Consider the following 18,799-nt stretch of genomic DNA (forward strand, 5'->3'; position numbering starts at 1 on the left):
CTATGATAAAGATATTTTTAAGCCTTTTGGGCGGCATCCAGTCCGGCCAGGTATCCGAAGATAACTCCACCGGCCACAGGATTTCCGGGGCCATGATAGGTGATTCCGGGGCCGCCTAATCCTGCCGCATTGCCGGCAGCATAGAGACCGGGAATGACATTGCCATGGACATCGATAACCTGTGCTTTAGCATTAATCCGTGCTCCGCCACAAGTTCCGCAATTGCCCGAATGAATCTGGATGCCATAGTAAGGACCTTTGGTCAAGGGGGCCAGGGTGCAGGCGGGATTCTCGGGATCTGCCTGGGCCATAGCGTAGTCACCGGAGGCAAGCCGGTCGAAATAGCTTTCGCCACGATGGAAATGGGGATCTGTGGGAGGAGTCTGGGAAGCGTATTTATTGAATTCAGCTACAGTAGCTTCCAAACCTTGGGCATCGATACCCAGTTTTTGAGCCAGTTCTGCCAAAGTATCTGCCTTGGTGATATAATCAGGAACATTATCTCCTTTAGCACCGGCGATACCGTACTTGCCCCATTGAACCGAGTCGGCGATGACAAAGGCCGGTAAGTTCCGCCAACGGTTCTCGCCAAAAGTATCTCTTTCATAGAAAGGATAAGCGGAAGTATCATAGTCGCAGGCTTCGTTCATAAAACGCTTGCCCTCTTTATTAACAACGATGGTGCCGGGTTTCCCTCTCCAGAGGAACCAATCGCCAATAATCGTTTTCCAGGTGCTCTTCTTGTAGTCTTTGGCGTTTTGACGATAGTTGGCCACTTCGTCCTCCCAGCCGGGGAGCAAATAAACCATTAACCCCCAGGATTCGTTCATATTGCGCAGATCGGCGCCGGCCTCCATAGCCATTCTTAAGCCGTCACCGCAGCCATAGATTCCGCCGCCGCTGCCGGGATTAAAGACCACAGATGCATCCACCGGACCTCTTTGGTAGGTTTTGAGCAAGCTTTTATCCCATTCAAAACCACCTGTAGCCAGAACGACTCCTTTATTGGCTTTAACACGGATTTCTTTGCTGTCCTGGTAGGCGATGACACCGGTGATCTTACCGGAATCATCCTTAATGAGCTTTTTGGCATGAGTATTCAGGGCAAATTTTACCCCTTTAGCAAGAGCGTAATCATAAAGAGCAGCCATTAAGGCTTCCCCGGAACCTTTGCCATTGTAAGACGGACTGATACTGCGCCCCAGTCTCTTTCCTCCTGGCCATTCCGGGTGATAATCAGGATAACCAAACTTGAATTCTATATTCAATTTGCTCATAAGAAACTCAACAATTTGGGGACCATTTTCCAGGTAGGCATCGATGAGTTCTTCATCAACCTGGCCGTCGTTGCCTTTCATAATATATTGACGGCCTTCTTCAATGGAATCCGGGATTCCTTCTTTTTTCTGCAAAGGATTGGCAGGCACCCATAAGGCGCCGCCAGACACCCGAGTCGTTCCTCCTGGAATAGGTAAAGATTCCAAAACCAATACCGAGGCTCCGGCCTCTGCTGCGGAAACAGCAGCTCCGCCGCCGGCACAACCAAATCCTACTACGACAACATCCGCTTCAGCATCCCAGTTTTCTGAGGCAGACGGTGTCTGGGGCGCAGCTGCCTGAGCGCTGCATCCTGTTAAAAGACCTGCCCCCGCTGCCACTGCCGTAGCTAACCCGCCAATCATAAATTTACGACGGCTTACATTTAAACTATCGCTCATCAAAGAGTCACTCCCTCATTACCATTACGCTTATTTTTGAAATGCCTCATCATATTTGCTTTCGATTTTTGCCGGGGGTTGAGCTTGAACCCAAGACCAAAGATCATCCCAAGCCGCTGCCGGGGCGATGGTCAGATTGCCTGTCATTGTACTCTGATATTGAGTAAGAATAGGATTTTCTTCCGTTTTACCTTCTCCCTTTGTTCCCTCATTCTCACTTGCGCCATCGGGATGGATCTCGCCGCCCTTACCATCCCCTTTACGTCCGTCTTCATGGCAAGGCGTGCAGGTAACCTGATCCTCACTCATGGAGACAAAAGCATTGGTTTCCGTCGTTGTGCTGACAGTCACAACCAAAGCAAGTGCCAGCAGTAAAAATACTCGTTTAGCCCACTTTATACCTTTTTCCAAATCCTCTCACCTCCCTCTTGAGTGCACTTTCACATCAAAAGTGCCCACTTCCTCCTTTGCTCTATGCCTATGACCATTATATATTAAGCCTGTCTGCAGACGCGCAAACAGGCTTAGCATCATTGTCTTTAATCTGTTTAAGGGAGCATAGCCCTTGCTATGTGAGGAAGAGAGGTCATTCTACAGTATGGATAGGGTAGAGTCTTGATAAGGATAGGGTAGAGTAAAATTTGCATAGGGTAGAGTTTATTCAGATAGATGCTGTGGTGAACCATTGCTGAATTTTTCGAGCGGTTTGGAAGTCGGGACTTCTTCGCCCCAACTCCAGCTTGGAAACCGTGGTTTGATCAATACCAATGGCCTCCGCTGCCTGCATCTGGGTCAATCTTCTTCTCAGGCGTTCCTTCCTTAATTGCTCACCAAGGTTATTTAAAGACACTCCTGCCGATTTGGGCGGTTTGATTGGCTTTGTCCCTGATTTAATCTTGGCGTACTGATCGATTATAGCCTGAGGGGGTTCCACCACCAATTTCAAATCCAACCAATCCTGCCCATTCCTGTAGATCCGATCATATTGCCAACCGGCAATAATCTCCTTATCTTTGAGAGCATCCATCATTTTTTCAAATCGCTCGATTATTTTTGCTGAACGTGATCTTTGATATTCCAGATGTATGGCGTTAAGCAAGGTCGGGATGCGGATCGGTTCCAAATAATGCCCCCGGGATTGCCGGCTTCTCCATAGCCAGGAGAAATAGCGGGCTGCCCGTTTTTCGTAAGCCTGGCGGTATGGATCAAGTTCAAAAACCCGCTTGGAAAGGATGGAGGTTTGCCTCTTCCCCTTCTGCAAATCGCGAAGCAAAGGATTACCCGGCCGCACCTCCCATGTGTAATCTCCTTTGCTTCCCGCCTCCGGTGAATTCTTACTTTTAGAAATAATAAAGGCTTTTTCCTCTAAGGTAAAGGAGTTGATCCCATCGGGATTAATCCAGAGTCGATTTAATAAATCCATGTGGGCGGCAATACGATCCCGCCACTCAGCTTTATACCCTCCCCTTTGTCCATGACCATTTTTTTGTCTGAGCAACCCCCGGAGATCGAGAATATCGTCTGCATGAATCATGATCTTTTCTTGAGAAGATGTGGATTTTTTGAGCCAGAGGTGGCAGATCGAATCCATGACATCAGCTGTCTCGTCATTCATCCCTTTTGTCAGCTCTTGACAAGAATTAATGAGTAAATCATTTTCGCTTTTGAAAATCGCTCTGCCGCTGGAACTGCCGCTGGGGGTTTCCAGATTTGCACTAAGCCAGATCCTGTTGTCATGGAGGGTGAATTCCTGTGCCGCCACTGCTTTGCGCAGCTGATGGTACACGGCCATACTAAAGGTGGTTAGATATGAGGTTTTTTCCTTAATCATTCTGGGCCGGAGGATACTCTGCACCCCCACAGCCGGTGCATTTAACCCTAAAAATTCTTCATAGAAAACCAAACTATACCGGGAAGGCCCCAGATACTCTTTTTGCAGGGATTGCAGATAGAGATCCACAAAATTTTTGGCATAAATATCAAAGAGGCTGTTAAACCGCTCGGCATTTGCATAGCAAAGAGTTTTGGAATAGACCTTTGACCAGGTCCGCTCCGACATACAGGATAGTGTTCTCTGCTCGAATTCCTGAGACATAGCCTCCAATGTCCAGATTACAGAATTATTCCAATACCATCTCACTGCATCTTCCCATACATTCCCTTGATCAAGAAGATCCATGACAAATCGGCACAAATGCTGATCCACCCGTTCACTGACATCCGGGCTGAGGCTCAGGTCGCGAATATTCCCGCGATCGTCGGTACAATAAATAACATGGGCCTTATGAAGTAGATCCCTATCCATTTCTCCCAGACGCTGGGTTATACTGTTCAAATAAGAATTTAAAAGTGCGGACTTAAGGTGGGAGGTGATCATATCCGGGACTTGAGAAAAACGTATTCCAGCTGTCCAGCTCTTTAAATTACTTGAGTTCAAGGCATATTGAGCCTTCTCCAGCCACTCCTGATTCAATCCTGGCGACCCCAGACAGGCGCCATTCGCATTCGTGAACTCTTTCATAACCTTCCTCCTTATATCACCCTATTCCAGAGAGGCATGGGGACAGTCCTAGGACACTCTTTCAATCACAGAAACCATGTTATGTACAGTGTCGGTCATTTCTTCGATCTTTTCTTTCCTATCGTTAATAATCCAGACGATCAATATTTCCACACATAATCCCACACTGGCTTTTTGGAGAAAAGACGATATCCCTTTATTGGTCATCATGGCTGTAAAGACTTCGAGAATATGACTGTATATGGTCTCTCTGAGAAACTCCGTCTTATTAGCCTGGACCAGGGCATAAATAAGTTCACTATGGCTTGTGTAATACTGATAAAACCTACGCAAATAAACCTTTTTATCCTCTTCGTCATCCAAGTGGGCATTGTTATCATTAAAAGGTTGAAGGTAATCCCGAAGGACATCCATAGGCTGTGTGTAATAGCGGTAAAAAGTTGAACGGGATACGCCAGCTTTCAGCACTAATTCTTTCACAGTGATGTCATTAACATCTTTTTCCTTCATTAGCCTCATTATAGCAGTATACAGACAATCTTGGGCAAAGCTCTTCTTCAGCACAGGACATTTACCCCCTTTTTGTCTCGTTTAACCGGCAACATATTGAATGACTGGAGTCAGAATGTTAAGGTAATACCAAGAACCTGTGATAATAATAACAAATTACTCTATTTATGAAAAGGGGGATTATTCGACAACTGTATATACTCTGATTATCAGTATTAGTCTTATAATTTTACAAACCAGAGGATCGCTGGAAGGAAAGGTTATTAGTGAATAAAATCTCAAGACTAAAAATAAGGAGTGGTTGGTTCATGACGACTTCAAATAACTCAAAGGGAATCTCCCGTAAAGATTTTATCAAGGGCGCGGCTTTTGGTATCGCCGGTATCGCAACTATGGGCTTAGCCGGTTGTTCCACCGATGCCGCCAAGAATAACCCACCTGCCCCGGCACCGGCAGAGGGCATAGCTTGGGATCATGAAACGGATGTGGTGGTGGTAGGCTTTGGGGGTTCAGGAGGAGCGGCAGCCTGGGAGGCAGGGAATGCGGGTTCTGAGGTCATCATCCTTGAATTGGCTAAAGGGGCCGGCGGAAGCACCAATATATGCGGAGGCCTGGTCACCATCGGTGGCGGCAATGCTCTGCAGAAGGCGGCCGGCTTTGAAGACAGCCCGGAGAACTTTTACAACTATTTAACAGCGGCCTTGGGTACGGGGGCCGACGAGGAACAGTGCCGTATCTTTGCTGAGCAAAGCCCGGCTATGTACACCTGGCTTACGGAAAAGATTGGCGTAAAGTTCAATCCCGGTGTCAATCCCCTCTGGCCCGATACTCCCAATCCTACCGCCGGTTTAACCTGCACGGGAGACGAGTACCATATGGATTATGCCGCCGTGAGCAAAGCCGTACACCGCACAGGCTGGGTAGACAGCGAAACCCGGCCGGGGGGAAGGGATGGATCCGGTTTCTTTCAACCTTTGCTGCGTGCTGTGGAAGCTCTGCCTCAGGTTAAGATTATGTACGAAACAGCGGGAGAGCAATTGATCTATGATCATGATCAAAAACGGGTTCTTGGTATCAAGGCTAAACAAGGGGATAAGACCCTCTCCATCAAAGCTCGCAAAGCTGTGGTTCTCACCGCCGGCGGCTTTGCTAAGAATGAAGATATGGTGAGAACCTACTGCCCGGCCTTCAATGGGGTGCTGGCTTTAGGAACCGCCGGGGATAACGGTGCAGGGATCAAAATGGGGCAGCTTTGCAAAACATGCATATGGCTTTCTCCACCAGTACGGCCTATGCCTACACCACTCAGGAAGGCTGTGCGGGGGGACCTCTTTCTCAGGGCATTATAGTCAATCAATTCGGCTCCCGCTATGTTGCCGAAGATCATTATCATTCCTGGATAGCAGAATATATGCTCCAGAATCACCAACCGCAGAAGCATCTTCCCAGTTATCTCCTCTTCGATGCCCAAATGTACGATACCTTGCCGGAGAAATCCAAAGAAAGCCTGGAAAAGGCCAAGGTCACTAAAGCCAATAGTATCGAAGAGCTGGCTAAAGCACTGAGTACTTCTGAAGGTGTCCTGGAAAATACCGTGCAATTCTATAATTCCAAAGCGGCTGAAGGCAAGGATCCTTTACTTAATAAACAAAGCAAATTCATCAAGCCGATTGCCACCGCTCCCTTTTATGCTCTGGAAATCGTTCCCACCAGTATGTTCACCGTAGGCGGATTGCGGATCAACACCAAGGCCCAGGTTCTCTCCGCTGAGACCGGCGCACCTATAACCGGACTCTACTCGGCCGGGCGGAATGCCGCCAATGTCATCGCCCAGCAATACGGCGGGAGCGGCACCAGTGTAGCCACTTGCTTTGTCTTTGGCAGGATTGCCGGACAAAATGCCGCGGCTGAAGCTGCCATCTGAATTCTTTAAGACCGGTAATGGCAAAGTAGGGCAAAACCCCAAAGGAGAGTCTATTGTCTACCCTGCAGGAGGTAGACAACAGACTCTCCTTTTACTATGTTTTTATTCCTTGCCCCACTTTACCAGCACTCAGCAAAAATTTGATCGAGTATGGTGATGGCCTCATCTATTTCCTGATAGGAAACATTGAGAGGGGGTAAAAATCTTAAGGCTTTTCCTCCCACAAAGTTAATCAGCAGGCCTTTTTCTCTGGCTCCTTCCACAATCTCCGCTCCCAGACGGTCAAGTGGCCAGCCCAGGATAAAGCCCTGTCCCCGGATTTCTGTGCCGGTTTGGTATTTGTCCGCCAGCTTTTGCAGCTCCTGCTTAAAATACTGAGCCCGTTTTTGAACATTTTCCAGGAATCCTTCCTCGGTGAGCACATCCATTACCGCACAGCCTACGGCTGTAGCCAGAGGGTTTCCTCCGAAGGTTGAGGCATGATCCCCGGGCTTAAAGGTGGCGGCAACGTTTTCCTTGGCCAGCATAACTCCGATGGGCACTCCACCCCCTAAAGCTTTGGCTAAGGTCATAATATCCGGAGCTACATTGCTCCATTCATAGGCGAAAAGCTTACCGGTTCGCCCTAATCCCACCTGGATTTCGTCAAAGATCAGAAGTGCCCCGTAATCATCGCAAAGCTGGCGGGCTTTGGCTAAGAATTCCACTTCTAAAGGAAATACCCCGCCTTCCCCCTGAATAGGCTCCAGCATGACAGCTGCCACTTGCGGGCTCATTTTCTCTTCCAGCTGGGCCAGGTCATTGATGGGCACATAAGTGAATCCTTCCGGCAAAGGCGCATACCCTTTTTGGTATTTGGTCTGCCCGGTAGCGGTCAAGGTGGCTAAAGTCCGACCATGGAAGGAATTGACCAGAGTCAGAATTTCATATTTATCCTCACTGTAATGCTCTTTGGCGTATTTCCGAGCTATTTTTATAGCTGCTTCATTGGCTTCCGCACCGCTGTTGCAGAAAAAAACCTGATCGGCAAAGGAATGCTCCACTAATTTTTCCGCCAGGGCGATTTGGCTAGGAATCCAATAGAGGTTGGAAGTATGCAAAATCTCCTCAGCCTGCTTTTGGATGGCCTCCACCACCGCCGGATGGCTATGACCCAGGGAGCTGACTGCCAAGCCTGTGACAAAATCCAAATACTGCTTGCCCTCGATATCCCAGACAGTGGTGCCCTTTCCCTTGACAATGGCCATAGGCAAACGACCATAAGTATTCATCACTACCTTCTGACCTCGCTGGATCATGGTATGGGTTTTCTCGCACATAGTTGCCTCCCCCTTCTAAAAAGTCCATTTGATTTTAAGCATTAAACATGGTGCCGATTCCGCCGTCTGTGAAGAGTTCCAGGAGAATGGCGTGAGGGATTCGTCCGTCGAGGATATGAACACTTCCCACGCCGCCTTGCAGAGCTGCCCGGGCACATTCTACTTTGGGAATCATGCCGCCGCTGATGACACCCAAATCGATCAGCCCTGAGATCTCATCTTCCTTGATCACGGAAAGCAGGGAATCTTTATCCTCTACATCTCTGAGAACTCCAGGCACATCGGTAAGCAGCAGAAATTTATCGGCTTTCAAGGCTTTGGCAATTTCTCCGGCGGCCGTATCGGCGTTGATATTATAGGATTCCCCATCCTCACCGCCGGCTACCGGTGAGATAACAGGAATATAGCCTTGCTCCACAAGGGAAATAACTATTTCCGGGCGAACCTGTTCAATTTCACCTACAAAGCCCAAGTCCACATCCTCCAGCTCCCCTTGGGAATTCTCAAATTTCATAGGCTTCTTAACCGCCTGGAGCAGCTGGGCATCTTTTCCCGACAGCCCCACAGCCTTACCGCCGAAACGGTTAAGCAAGGAAATGATTTCTGTGTTGAGCTTTCCCACCAGGACCATGGAGGCGATTTCCATAGTTTCTTTATCAGTGACCCTCAGCCCCCGTACAAAATGGCTTTCTTTGCCGACCCTGGTCAACATTGAATTGATCTCGGGACCTCCCCCATGAACCACCACTGGGCGAATCCCGACGGAGTGCAGGAGAAGAATGTCCAGCATGACTTTTTCCTTGAGGTCCTGATCCAGCATCGCATGACCGCCATATTTGATCACCACTGTTTTGCCGGTGAATTTCTGAATATAGGGCAGTGCCTCAATGAGCACTCTGGCTTTATCCAAGCCTTTATCCAGAGGAGTCATCTCCATATCCCCTTTCTTGAGGTCGGAAGGCAGGGGCCGGAGAGCAAGAATCCCTCTTTGACCAGAACCTTGAGACCTTGATATTTCTTATTCGGCCTTCGCTCAAGTCCGATAATCTCCATTGATGGTGACATAATCATGGGTCAGGTCACATCCCCAGGCCGTGGCTTGGGCTTGCCCTTCCTGAAGGAGAAGCTTGATGAGCACATCCTTCTTGCTGAGAACCTCTTTGGCTTCCACCTCAGAGAAATGAACCCCCTGGCCTTCCTTAGCTACCAAAACATGACCCAGGTAGATTTCAACCTGATCGGGAATGAACTCTGCTCCGGAATACCCGGCGGCAGCAAGGATTCTTCCCCAGTTGGCATCTTCTCCGTAAAGAGCTGTCTTCACCAGGCTGGAACCGCAAATGCTTTTGGCAATCTTACGGGCGTCCTCCACTGCGGCTGCCCCAAGGACCTGGACTTCCAGGAATTTGGTCGCCCCTTCTCCATCCCGGGCAATGTCCTGAGCCAGCTTCTGGCATACGGCCCAAAACATCCGGCGAAACTCCGCCCACTCTTCGGGATTTAAGGTAATACCCGACTTTCCGTTGGCCAGAACCAATACCATATCGTTGGTGCTGGTATCCCCATCCACAGTCACCATATTAAAGCTGTCTTCCACCGCCTCCCTTAAAAGCTCTTGCAGCTCAGCGGCCGGTATGGCAGCATCCGTGGTGATAAAGCCCAGCATGGTGCCCATATTGGGATGAATCATCCCGGAGCCTTTAGCCATTGCCCCCAGGCGGATTACACCATGCTCTGTGGACAATTCACAGGCTGCCTCTTTGACCGCGGTGTCGGTGGTCATGATAGCCAACGCTGCCTGATGGGAATTCTGCGTCATTTCCTCTGGGGAAATTTTCTCAGCGATCTCCAAAGAAGCCTTCTCGATCCCCCTGGTAACACTCTCTACAGGCAATTCCACACCGATAACCCCGGTGGAGGCCACAAGCACGTCTTCAGGGGCAATTCCCAGCACCTCGGCGGTCTTCACAGCCATAGCCCAAGCGGCCTCATCCCCCGGTTTTCCCACACAGGCATTGGCGTTGCCGCTGTTAGCCACCATAGCCTGAGCTATACCATTCTCCAAATGTTTTTTGGTGAGAATTAGGGGATGGGCTTTCACCTTATTGCGGGTAAACACTCCCGCAGCTTGAGCCGGCACCTCGGAATAAACCAAGGCCACATCATACTTATCCGGATATTTAATCTCTGCCTTGACTCCAGCTGCCCGAAATCCCTGAGGAGCGGCAATCCCGCCCTCAATCCAGGACCACTTGGGTTGGGGCTCGCCTTTGTTTTCTTTGCTTTGCGTTGTATTATCCATTGAACTCACACCTTTTATTATTTAATAGATTCAATATTATTTAGTAGATCCAAACTGCCTGAATGGGCTTATTTATGGCCAAAGCCCTCTCATTTTAAGCCCTATATTCTCCGGCAGCCCACAGATCAGATTCATATTCTGAATAGCTTGCCCTGAAGCACCTTTGACCAAATTATCCAGCACCGAGACCAGAATAGCCCTCCCGGTTCGCGGATCTATTTTAAGCTGGAGAAAACTATGATTGCTTCCTAAAGCGAACTTGGTTTGGGGCCAAATTCCCTCCGGAAGAATATGCACGAACTCCTCTCCCTCATACTGCTCCTGCCAGCAGGCTTTAAGGTCAGCTTCTGTAACGCCAGGCGTAACCTGAGCGTAGATGGTGGCCAGAATTCCCCGAATCATCGGCACAAGATGAGGGGTAAAATTAACCAGGAGCTCTGCTCCGGCAGCCTCCGTTAATTGCTGCTCTATTTCCGGGGTATGGCGGTGACTGGCTACCCCATAGGCTTTAAAATTCTCATTGACTTCACTGAAAAGGTTTCCTAAAGCAACACCCCGCCCGGCTCCGGAAACTCCGGATTTGGCATCGATGATCAGTCCATCTTTTTGCAGCAGCCCCTTCTGCAGCAGCGGAGCCAAAGCCAATAGGGTGGCTGTGGGATAGCAGCCGGGGTTGGCTACGAGAGTTTTTCCGGCAATCTTATCCCGATATAATTCCGGAAGCCCATAGACGGCTTCCGGCAGCAACTCCTGGGCAGGGTGCTGAACTTTATACCAGGCTTCATAAACTGCTCCATCTTTAAGGCGGAAATCTGCCCCTAAATCGATGACTTTGATCCCCCGGTTCAGCCATTGAGCAGTTCGGCCTGCGGTAAGGCCATGGGGAAGGGCGCAGAATAAAACGTCCAAATCCGGCACCTGTTCATCATCCAGTTTCCCTGTTCCTAACCCTGACCCTGCATCCAGGCTGGAGCTTAGCCCTGAAAACTGTGGGAACATCTCCTCATAGACTGCTCCGCTATTACTGGATGAGCCTAAGTAGGCTAATTCTATTTCAGGGTGATTTTGGAGTAAACGCACCAGCTCTTGGCCTGTATACCCTGTGGCTCCGATAATTCCTACTTTCACACCGATACCTCCTCTATGATTATTTAATAATTATACGTATATATGCATAATAATTCAATCACTTTTTGGGAAATCTTTTTTACTTCTTTTCATCTTTCTTTGATCATTCTTTCCATTATCTTTACTTACTGTTGCTGTGCCATTTTTCTACTTTGTAGATTCTCTCAGAGTTGTGCTATCATGGTATGGAATCAATACCTTAATTCAAACCTGTCGGAATTCATAAAGCAGCTAATTTACGGTTCACTATGAATTGGCCGCTTCTAAATAGGAGGAAACCAAGTGAATTCAGCCATTGGGGAGGTCATGGAAGTCTGTCTTCTGGCCGGTAAAATCATGCTGCAAAGCGGGGCGGAGATCTATCGCATCGAAGATACGATGAACCGTATTGCCCGTACCTGTGCAGTTCCTGAGGCTCACAGCTATGTTACGCCCACAGGGCTTTTCCTATCCCTGCAGGGCCAGGAGCGGAATCAGGAACAGACTAAGTTCCTAAGAATCTATGAACGTCAAATTGACCTGAATAAAATCGTCAGTGTCAATGAGATCTCCCGTAAATTAAGTGAAAAAGAGCTAACCCTTCAGCAGGCCCATGAAGCGCTTTTGGCTATCGAAAAATCCGGCTTCCTTTACCCTTTCTGGCTGCAGCTTATTGCGGCCGCTCTGGCCAGCGGCTTTTTCAGTCTGACCTTTGGGGGAACCATGATTGATTTCCTGCCTTCGGTAGTAGCTGGAGGGCTGGGGTTTTTACTTTATGCCCAAGCCAACCGCCGCATTGCTGTCAAATTCTTTTCCGAAATCTTTGCTGCCTTCACCATCGGCTTTATTGCTTATTTTTTCTATTATCTCGGTATTGATATTCAGATCGACAAAGTCATTATCGGCTCGGTTATGCCTTTAGTGCCCGGTGTATTGATCACCAATGCTGTCCGTGATCTGATGGCCGGGGACCTTATCGCCGGACTTGCCCGCGGAACTGAGGCTTTCTTAACAGCCTTTGCCATCGGTACCGGAATAGCCGTGGTTTTAGCTGTACTTATGTAGGAGGTGTGACACTATGAGTTGGACTGCACTTTACGCAAGTTTTTTTGCCACTATGGCTTTTGGCATTTTGTTTAATGTCCCCCGAAAAAGCCTGTTCACCGGCGGCCTGGTAGGAATGCTGGGTTGGGCTGTCTTTGTGACGCTCACCGTGAATCTGGAGATAGATACTATAACTGCTACTTTGTTTGCCGCTTTTAGTGTCGCTACAATCAGCCAAATTCTTGCCCGGTTCTACAAAATGCCGGTCACAGTCTTTAGTATTGCCGGAATCATCCCTCTGGTTCCCGGGGGTATGGCCTATGCCACCATTCGGCAATTTATTGAAAACAATTACACAGAAGGGGTTCGGTTAGGTACCATCACCCTTCTTATGGCCGGTTCTATTGCCTTTGGTTTGATCTTTTCCGGCGTTATTACGGAAACCTTTAGTCGCAAGAAAGGGGCTTCCAAGCCCAATTTATCTGGTCGGTGATCTGGCTCATGAGTACGAAACTTATCGTTTTCACCCATTAAATGACGGTTGATGTTTGGGAACATTCTTTATGGAATGTCCAAATATCAACCGTCTTGTTACATGCTAAAAAGATTGTTCGGGTACTGCAGATAATCTTTGCCAAGACTTTGTAACGCTTTCCGGTTTCAAAAGTTATCTATATGAGGGGGTGAAGAAGATAGACTTAGAGGCTCTATACCGGCGCTACTTCAAAGAAGTTTTTTTATTCCTGAAAAGTCTTTCCTCCTCAGAAGAAGTTGCAGAGGAAATTACCCAGGAGACCTTCTTCAAAGCTATCAAAGCTATCGACACCTTTGATGGTTCGAAAGACATCCGGGCATGGATTTTTGCCATAGCGCGCAATACATATTACACCCATTACAAAAGAAGCAAGGCCATCATCAATGAACCCTTTATAGAAGATGTCCCGGATCATGGAATTGATGTGTTGGTGCAGATCATGGATGAGGATACAGCCTTTGTAATCCATCAGATTCTGCATGATATGGATGAACCCTACAAAGAGGTCTTTTCTCTTCGGGTTTTTGGTGAACTGCCTTTTGAGAAGATCGGGCTGATCTTTAACAAAAATGCCAGCTGGGCAAGAGTGACCTTTTATCGTGCCAAGAACAAACTATTAAAAACTCTGGAGGGATTGGATGAAAAGGATTAATTGTAATATTATTAAAGACATACTGCCCCTCTATATCGAGAGTGTTGTAAGTGCTGACACGAAAACACTGATCGAGGAACATGTGTCAGAATGCGAAAACTGCGGCAATGAACTGAAAAGAATGCAGACACCCATCAAGTTGGCGGCAGATACCGATGCTACACATCTGAAGAGAATTAGAAAGACATGGCATCGCAAGAAGCTTTGGGTTTCCATTATGACAGCCGCTATTATCACGGTTTTATTTATGGCCGGCCTTTATCTTTACCAGCTTGAGCTTCCGGTCAATTATTCAGAAACCCAAATCTGGACAGAAGAGGTGACTATGCAGGGAGGACTTAAATCTTTTCAAGTAACTATTAGAGGGCGTAATATTGAAATGGTTGAAGCATCCTCTCCGACTTTCAAAGATAGAGACAATGCTGCTTATCATTATAAAATTATCCGGACCACCTTTCTCCGCAACCTTTTCGACTCCGGTGATCGCTCAGTTAGCGTAGGTGTTCCGGAATATTGGCGTGAGATTGACAACTTTGAAAGCAACATTGTCATTGAGTTTGCCGATAAGACCGTCTTATATAGAAATGGCAAGGAAGTGGAGTAATACTGAATAAGCAGACTGACGTAACCAAAATAAAGTTTTTATGGCAGACGAAGCCATTCGGTATTTTCAGAAATGCTGGGCTAATGAGAATAGTAAAATGGTCGGGGAGAAAGCTCAAGAATATATCAGACCAGGTTGTAGACTCCTGGTGTGGAGCTCTATTCTCTGATGCGGAGAACATGTTTGCAGTAACATCGGAAAAGGCAAAGCCACTGAACATAAAGAATTTCACCGAAAACAAAACCGTGAATCGTTGCTTCCCGAAAAGCCCGGCTCAATTGTCTTTTGCTAAACATGCGCCCTAGCCCGGCTCCGCCTCCTTGGAGGGCGTTGGCGACAAAACGTTCATAATGGCGCCATTGGGCGGGCGATATATCGGGCTGCGTTTTCTTCTTTAAGTGAATCAGAACGACATCCACACCAGGCTTGGGATGAAAATCCTCCCGCTGAAAATAGTAAGCAATATCCAGATCGAACAGAGGCTTCAGCAGGAGAGACCTGAGGGTTTCACGGGGTTTTCCCATAAAACGTTTGGCTGCGCTCTTTTCCATAACGAGCCAGGCCTCAGTAGGGGGATTCCTGCTCTCCGTCAGCTTGCGGAGAATAGCGGTAGTATGACAAAAGGGGATGTTGGCAAAGACTTTGTAGGCTCCGGAAGCGGGAAGCCGCCATTGCAAAAAGTCCTGATGGTAGAGATGCAGATTTTCCGTACCCTTAAACTTCTCAAGAAGTTTATCATACAGCCTGGCATCGATTTCCACAGCGGTTACCTTCCGGCATTTGTCCACAAGCAGACGGGTTATATGGCCTTTTCCAGGGCCAATTTCCAGGACATGATCATGGATGCCGATGGTGGTCCGGCCAAGCAGTTTAATAATGGTTCGATGGCTGGTCAAAAAATTTTGGGATACCCAAAGGGGCAGCTTTTGCCCCTGTTTTTTGTTTTTGGACATAAAAAATACACCTCTTTCGCTTCATTGGAGTCGAAAAAAGGCGCACAGAATCTAAGAAAGGGAAAATCGTCTACCGACCTTTCTTATTCCGCACGCCTTATTTACGAAGCCGCATTGAAGCATACATAAGGTGTATTATCCTCCAAAATAACTGTTAATTTGAGATGATTACCTTTAAAATTATACAGAAATTCGGAGTGTTGTCAATGCGCATAGACTTCACTGAATTTGCTTATTGTATAGTCCAAAGATATAATGAACTTTAGAACATGGTATGATGTGGCATAAGTATTATCTGGCGAAAACAAACCGGCAAATGATATTGACAGGAGCATTTATGCAGATTAATCGATTGTTTGAAATCATCTACATCCTTCTGGAAAAACGGACTGTAACTGCGGCGGAGCTGGCGGAACGCTTTGAGGTTTCGGCCAGAACCATTTATCGTGATGTGGAAATCCTCGCTCAGGGGGGTATGCCCATCTATATGAGCAAAGGCAAGGGGGGCGGCATTTCCCTGCTGCCGGATTTTATCCTCAACAAGGCGGTTCTCACCGAAGAGGAGAAAAGTGAAATTCTCTCCTCTCTGCAAGCCTTCAACGCCGTCAATCTTTCCAAAGGTGAAACGGCCCTGAGCAAGCTCACCAGTATGCTGGGTGCCAAAAATACCGACTGGATCGAGGTTGACTTTTCATCCTGGGGACATTTTGAAAATGATGAGGCGAATTTTGAGAACATCAAAACCTCCATCATCGAAAAGAAAATAATTACCTTTATGTACGCCAGCGGAAAAGCGGAAAAACTGCTCCGTGAGGTCTTACCGCTGAAGCTTGTGTTCAAGGGGGCGGCCTGGTATCTTTACGGCTACTGCACCCTGCGCAAGGATTACCGGTTTTTCAAACTGAGGAGAATAACCGAACTATCGGTAACCAACACTGGTTTTGAGATGAAAACACCGGAAACCATCTTTGCGGGGCAGAAGCTTGACGCGGACTCTTACATCAAAACCGAACTGCTTATCTCAAAGATAGTGGCTTTCCGGGTTTATGACGAAATCAGCCACTATGAAATCAATGAAAACGGCGACTTTGTTTGCCAGCTTTATCTGCCGGACATCGCCACCATATGCGCTTATGCCGCCTCTTTCGGAGCATACTGTACCATTCTTTCACCTGAACAAGCCATTGCTGAAATGAAGCGCCGGTTGCAGAATTCTTTGAAAAACTATTCCTAATATGACATACTGTTGTCATATTAGCCGGACTATACTGTGATTACCCTATAACTAATATGGAAAGAGGTAATCACTATGAACTATGAAATCGTCACCCTTCCAGAGAAAATCGTTGTCGGTGTAACGGCAAGAACTTCACACACCGATCCCCAATGCCAGCAGGTAATCGGCGGTTTATGGCAGAAATTCATGGAGGATGGAATCTGGGCGTCCATTCAGAACCAGGCGAACCCCTACTGCCTAGGACTGTACTCCGGCTATGACGAAACATCCTATGATGTCACCGTAGGCGCCGAAGTGACGAAAAACGAAAATCTCCAACTGGTCGAAAAAATCATTCCCGCCGGCAACTACGCCGTATTCCAGATCAAGGGCGATGTTGTCAAAGACGTAGCAGAGGCATGGGATAAAATCTGGGCACTGCCTCTGGAGAGAAGCTTTACCGGTGATTTTGAAGAGTACCTGAGCAATGAAAACGGCGTGGCGGAGATCAAAATCTATATTGCATTAAAATAAAATCCATATTAAATGGGAATATTTCACGGGAATAAGGTAAGGAGTTGGACTTGTGGCTGTCTGGAATCCATGGCGGGGCTGTCACCGCTACAGTGAGGGCTGTAAATTCTGTTATATCCATAAAGGGGACATCAAAAGAGGGATGGACACCAATCTGATTGTGAAGTCCGCCAAATTCAACGCCCCTGTGGCTGTGAACAAACAAGGCCACTACATCATGAAATCCGGGCAGCTTGTTTATTGCTGTTTTTCAACCGACTTCCTCCTTGAGGAGGCTGACCCCTGGCGGAATGAATGCTGGAGCATGATGAAAGAGCGCCCTGATCTGCACTTTCTTTTTCTCACTAAGAGGATTGAGCGCTTTTCCCAGTGCCTTCCCGATGACTGGGGTGAGGGGTATGAGAATGTCACGGTGGGCTGTACGGTGGAAAACCAGCAAACTGCGGATGAACGTCTGGAAATTTTTTCAAAGCTGCCTATCAAACACAAAAATATCGCCCTTCAGCCCATGCTTGAGGCGATAGATATTGAAAAGTATTTAGAGAACATTGAGTTAGTCGTCGTGGGCGGGGAATATGACCGCAATGCCAGACCTTTTGATTATGACTGGGCCCTGGCGGTCAGAGAGCAGTGTATGCGGCATAACGTCAGCTTTTCTTTCCGTCAGTGCGGGACCAACTTTATCCAGAACGGAAAACTGCGCAGGCTTAATTACGGCATGCTGTTCAAGTGTGCCCGAGAGAGCAATATAGACTATCAGGCAGGAAGGGAGTAAAGTTATGCTGGAGTTACCCGAAGTCCTCACTCTGACCAGGCAGCTGAACGAAAGTGTGAAAAACCGGCGTATCCTGAAAGTATGGCCCCCCACAAAAGCTCATAAATTCTGCTGGTATAGCGGCGAACCCGAAGAATATGACAAGGCACTTTCCGGCAGCAGGATTGCCGGGGCCGAGGGATTCGGCATCTTCGCGGAACTGATTTTTGACAATGGCCGGAGACTGTGCGTCAACGACGGGGTGAATCTCCGTCTTATGCCGGCCGGTAAAGCCCCGGGGAATTATCAGTTGATGATGGAGCTGGACGACGGGCAGGCCCTGGTTTTTACGGTGGCCATGTACGGCGGAATATTTGCGCACGACGGCAGCTATGACAATCACTATTACCTGGCCAGCAGGAACTCTATCTCCCCCTTTGCCCAGGATTTCCCCGATTATTACCTCCGCCTCTTTTCAGAAAGCAAACCAACCCTCAGCGCCAAGGCCTTTCTGGCCACGGAGCAACGTTTTCCCGGCATCGGCAACGGTACGCTGCAGGATATTCTTTTTGAAGCGGGCATCCATCCGAAACGCAAAATAGTCACCCTGGCTGAAAGGGAACGGGATAAGCTGCTTCAGGCGGTTATGAAAGTGCTGAATGAGATGGCAAAGCTTGGCGGCCGTGACACGGAAAAAGATTTGTTCGGAGTTTCCGGGGGATACAAGACAAAGATGTCAAAGAATACAGCAGGAACGGACTGTGAGCAATGTGGCGGGACAATCCTTAAGGAAAGCTACCTGGGGGGCTCAGTGTATTTCTGCCCGGAATGCCAGCCCCAGAATTTGGCTGGTCAACACCCGGTCAGATGATTTGAGAGGGTATGTTGGAGGAAGGGCTTGCCAGATTCGAAACCGGTTTCGAATCTTGGTTTAACTCCAAGAAACGGGGGCGTCGCAAAACTATTTACGCCCTTTTTTATGGGTTGTTTTCATCCGCCCAATCCACCTTCAAAAGCTAAGTAACTTCTGTTTGACTTAACTTTAATAATGTGATAGCATCTTGAAATATGATGTTACATAGAAACACAACATAATATCGACAAAT

17 protein-coding genes and 1 pseudogene are annotated in these 18,799 nt (G+C 47.9%); 9 read left to right on the top strand and 9 right to left on the bottom strand.

Features of this window, described 5'->3' with window-relative positions:
- Positions 1–17: 17 nt before the first annotated feature.
- From DESLBE_RS13025 to DESLBE_RS13040, 4 genes are all read right to left on the bottom strand, one after another.
- A complete protein-coding gene (locus DESLBE_RS13025) occupies positions 18–1,718 on the bottom strand; it encodes an FAD-dependent oxidoreductase (protein ID WP_144677152.1) in 1,701 nt (566 codons plus the stop codon).
- Positions 1,719–1,748: 30 nt separating this feature from the next.
- Positions 1,749–2,129, bottom strand: coding sequence for a hypothetical protein (locus DESLBE_RS13030; protein WP_072770775.1), 381 nt, complete (start codon positions 2,127–2,129; stop codon positions 1,749–1,751).
- A gap of 250 nt (positions 2,130–2,379) precedes the next feature.
- A complete protein-coding gene (locus tag DESLBE_RS13035) occupies positions 2,380–4,239 on the bottom strand; it encodes a helix-turn-helix transcriptional regulator (RefSeq protein ID WP_144677154.1) in 1,860 nt (619 codons plus the stop codon).
- 48 nt (positions 4,240–4,287) lie between these two features.
- Complete coding sequence (locus tag DESLBE_RS13040; RefSeq protein WP_011459303.1) at positions 4,288–4,803, bottom strand: TetR/AcrR family transcriptional regulator; 516 nt, start codon at positions 4,801–4,803, stop codon at positions 4,288–4,290.
- Between the two features lie 254 nt (positions 4,804–5,057).
- Between DESLBE_RS13040 and DESLBE_RS13045 the strand changes: the two are divergent.
- A pseudogene (locus tag DESLBE_RS13045) lies at positions 5,058–6,673 on the top strand (FAD-dependent oxidoreductase).
- A gap of 119 nt (positions 6,674–6,792) precedes the next feature.
- Here DESLBE_RS13045 and DESLBE_RS13050 read toward each other — a convergent pair.
- The 4 genes from DESLBE_RS13050 to argC all read right to left on the bottom strand — a co-directional run bounded on the left by DESLBE_RS13050 (position 6,793) and on the right by argC (position 11,422).
- A complete protein-coding gene (locus DESLBE_RS13050; RefSeq protein WP_144677156.1) occupies positions 6,793–7,992 on the bottom strand; it encodes an aspartate aminotransferase family protein in 1,200 nt (399 codons plus the stop codon).
- Positions 7,993–8,026: 34 nt separating this feature from the next.
- Positions 8,027–8,923 carry an acetylglutamate kinase gene (gene argB / locus DESLBE_RS13055; protein WP_011459300.1) on the bottom strand — a complete coding sequence of 299 codons (897 nt, stop codon included), beginning with the start codon at positions 8,921–8,923 and terminating at the stop codon, positions 8,027–8,029.
- A 102-nt stretch (positions 8,924–9,025) separates the two neighbouring features.
- Positions 9,026–10,294 (bottom strand): bifunctional glutamate N-acetyltransferase/amino-acid acetyltransferase ArgJ, encoded by a 1,269-nt coding sequence (gene argJ / locus DESLBE_RS13060; RefSeq protein WP_144677160.1) that lies wholly within the window; start codon positions 10,292–10,294, stop codon positions 9,026–9,028.
- Between the two features lie 72 nt (positions 10,295–10,366).
- Positions 10,367–11,422, bottom strand: a complete 1,056-nt coding sequence (gene argC, locus DESLBE_RS13065) for an N-acetyl-gamma-glutamyl-phosphate reductase (protein ID WP_144677162.1) — start codon at positions 11,420–11,422, stop codon at positions 10,367–10,369.
- A gap of 282 nt (positions 11,423–11,704) precedes the next feature.
- Here argC and DESLBE_RS13070 point away from each other — a divergent pair, with 282 nt between their 5' ends.
- The 4 genes from DESLBE_RS13070 (at position 11,705) to DESLBE_RS13090 (ending at position 14,236) form a co-directional block, all read left to right on the top strand.
- The gene (locus DESLBE_RS13070; RefSeq protein ID WP_144677164.1) at positions 11,705–12,466 is read left to right on the top strand and encodes a threonine/serine exporter family protein; all 762 of its coding nucleotides are present in this window, start codon (positions 11,705–11,707) and stop codon (positions 12,464–12,466) included.
- A gap of 13 nt (positions 12,467–12,479) precedes the next feature.
- Positions 12,480–12,938 (top strand): threonine/serine exporter family protein, encoded by a 459-nt coding sequence (locus DESLBE_RS13075; protein WP_144677166.1) that lies wholly within the window; start codon positions 12,480–12,482, stop codon positions 12,936–12,938.
- Positions 12,939–13,128: 190 nt separating this feature from the next.
- Positions 13,129–13,632, top strand: coding sequence for an RNA polymerase sigma factor (locus DESLBE_RS13085; protein WP_202980547.1), 504 nt, complete (start codon positions 13,129–13,131; stop codon positions 13,630–13,632).
- Positions 13,619–14,236, top strand: a complete 618-nt coding sequence (locus DESLBE_RS13090; RefSeq protein ID WP_144677168.1) for a zf-HC2 domain-containing protein — start codon at positions 13,619–13,621, stop codon at positions 14,234–14,236. Before DESLBE_RS13085 ends, DESLBE_RS13090 begins: the two co-directional genes overlap by 14 nt.
- Positions 14,237–14,394: 158 nt before the next feature.
- On the opposite strand, the gene erm is transcribed toward DESLBE_RS13090, so the two are convergent.
- Positions 14,395–15,189: a 23S ribosomal RNA methyltransferase Erm gene (gene erm / locus DESLBE_RS13095; protein WP_144677170.1), complete on the bottom strand. Its 795-nt coding sequence runs from the start codon at positions 15,187–15,189 to the stop codon at positions 14,395–14,397.
- Positions 15,190–15,526: 337 nt separating this feature from the next.
- Here erm and DESLBE_RS13100 point away from each other — a divergent pair, with 337 nt between their 5' ends.
- The 4 genes from DESLBE_RS13100 (at position 15,527) to DESLBE_RS13115 (ending at position 18,564) form a co-directional block, all read left to right on the top strand.
- Entirely contained in the window at positions 15,527–16,423 is an 897-nt protein-coding gene (locus DESLBE_RS13100; protein WP_144677172.1) for a YafY family protein, read from the top strand.
- A gap of 75 nt (positions 16,424–16,498) precedes the next feature.
- Entirely contained in the window at positions 16,499–16,939 is a 441-nt protein-coding gene (locus tag DESLBE_RS13105) for a GyrI-like domain-containing protein (RefSeq protein WP_072770789.1), read from the top strand.
- A gap of 52 nt (positions 16,940–16,991) precedes the next feature.
- Entirely contained in the window at positions 16,992–17,714 is a 723-nt protein-coding gene (locus tag DESLBE_RS13110; RefSeq protein WP_144677174.1) for a DUF5131 family protein, read from the top strand.
- A gap of 4 nt (positions 17,715–17,718) precedes the next feature.
- Positions 17,719–18,564, top strand: a complete 846-nt coding sequence (locus DESLBE_RS13115) for a DNA-formamidopyrimidine glycosylase family protein (protein WP_144677175.1) — start codon at positions 17,719–17,721, stop codon at positions 18,562–18,564.
- Positions 18,565–18,799 lie beyond the last annotated feature (235 nt).

The sequence above is a fragment of the Desulfitobacterium sp. LBE genome (genome assembly GCF_007830365.1).
In the GTDB taxonomy this organism is placed as follows: Bacteria; Bacillota; Desulfitobacteriia; order Desulfitobacteriales; family Desulfitobacteriaceae; genus Desulfitobacterium; species Desulfitobacterium hafniense.